1 pseudogene is annotated in these 262 nt (G+C 60.3%); it reads right to left on the reverse strand.

The features are described from left to right. A pseudogene (locus SB679_RS24820) lies at positions 1-262 on the reverse strand (S9 family peptidase); the annotation flags it as partial.

The raw sequence follows: 262 nt of genomic DNA on the forward strand, positions 1-262 counted from the left end.
GCCGATCCTCAGCCTGAGGAGTCCCCAGCCTATGAAAATAGACTGCGTGGTTAGCAATCGCCGCGCCGGACGAACCCTGAACAGGTTCTGGCATGCGCGAGTAGAAGAAGCCTGAGCTGTCCGGCGCCCAGTCGATGTGCGTAAAACGCGCCCAGTCGACCGTGTCCTGAAGCTCTTTCCCGCTCTCGACGTCGATCACACGTATGGTCCGCCAGTCGGTACCACCCTTCTGGACACTGAACGCCACATTACGGCCGTCGTC

The sequence above is a fragment of the Chryseobacterium sp. SIMBA_029 genome (assembly GCF_046535275.1).
Lineage (GTDB): Bacteria > Bacteroidota > Bacteroidia > Flavobacteriales > Weeksellaceae > Chryseobacterium.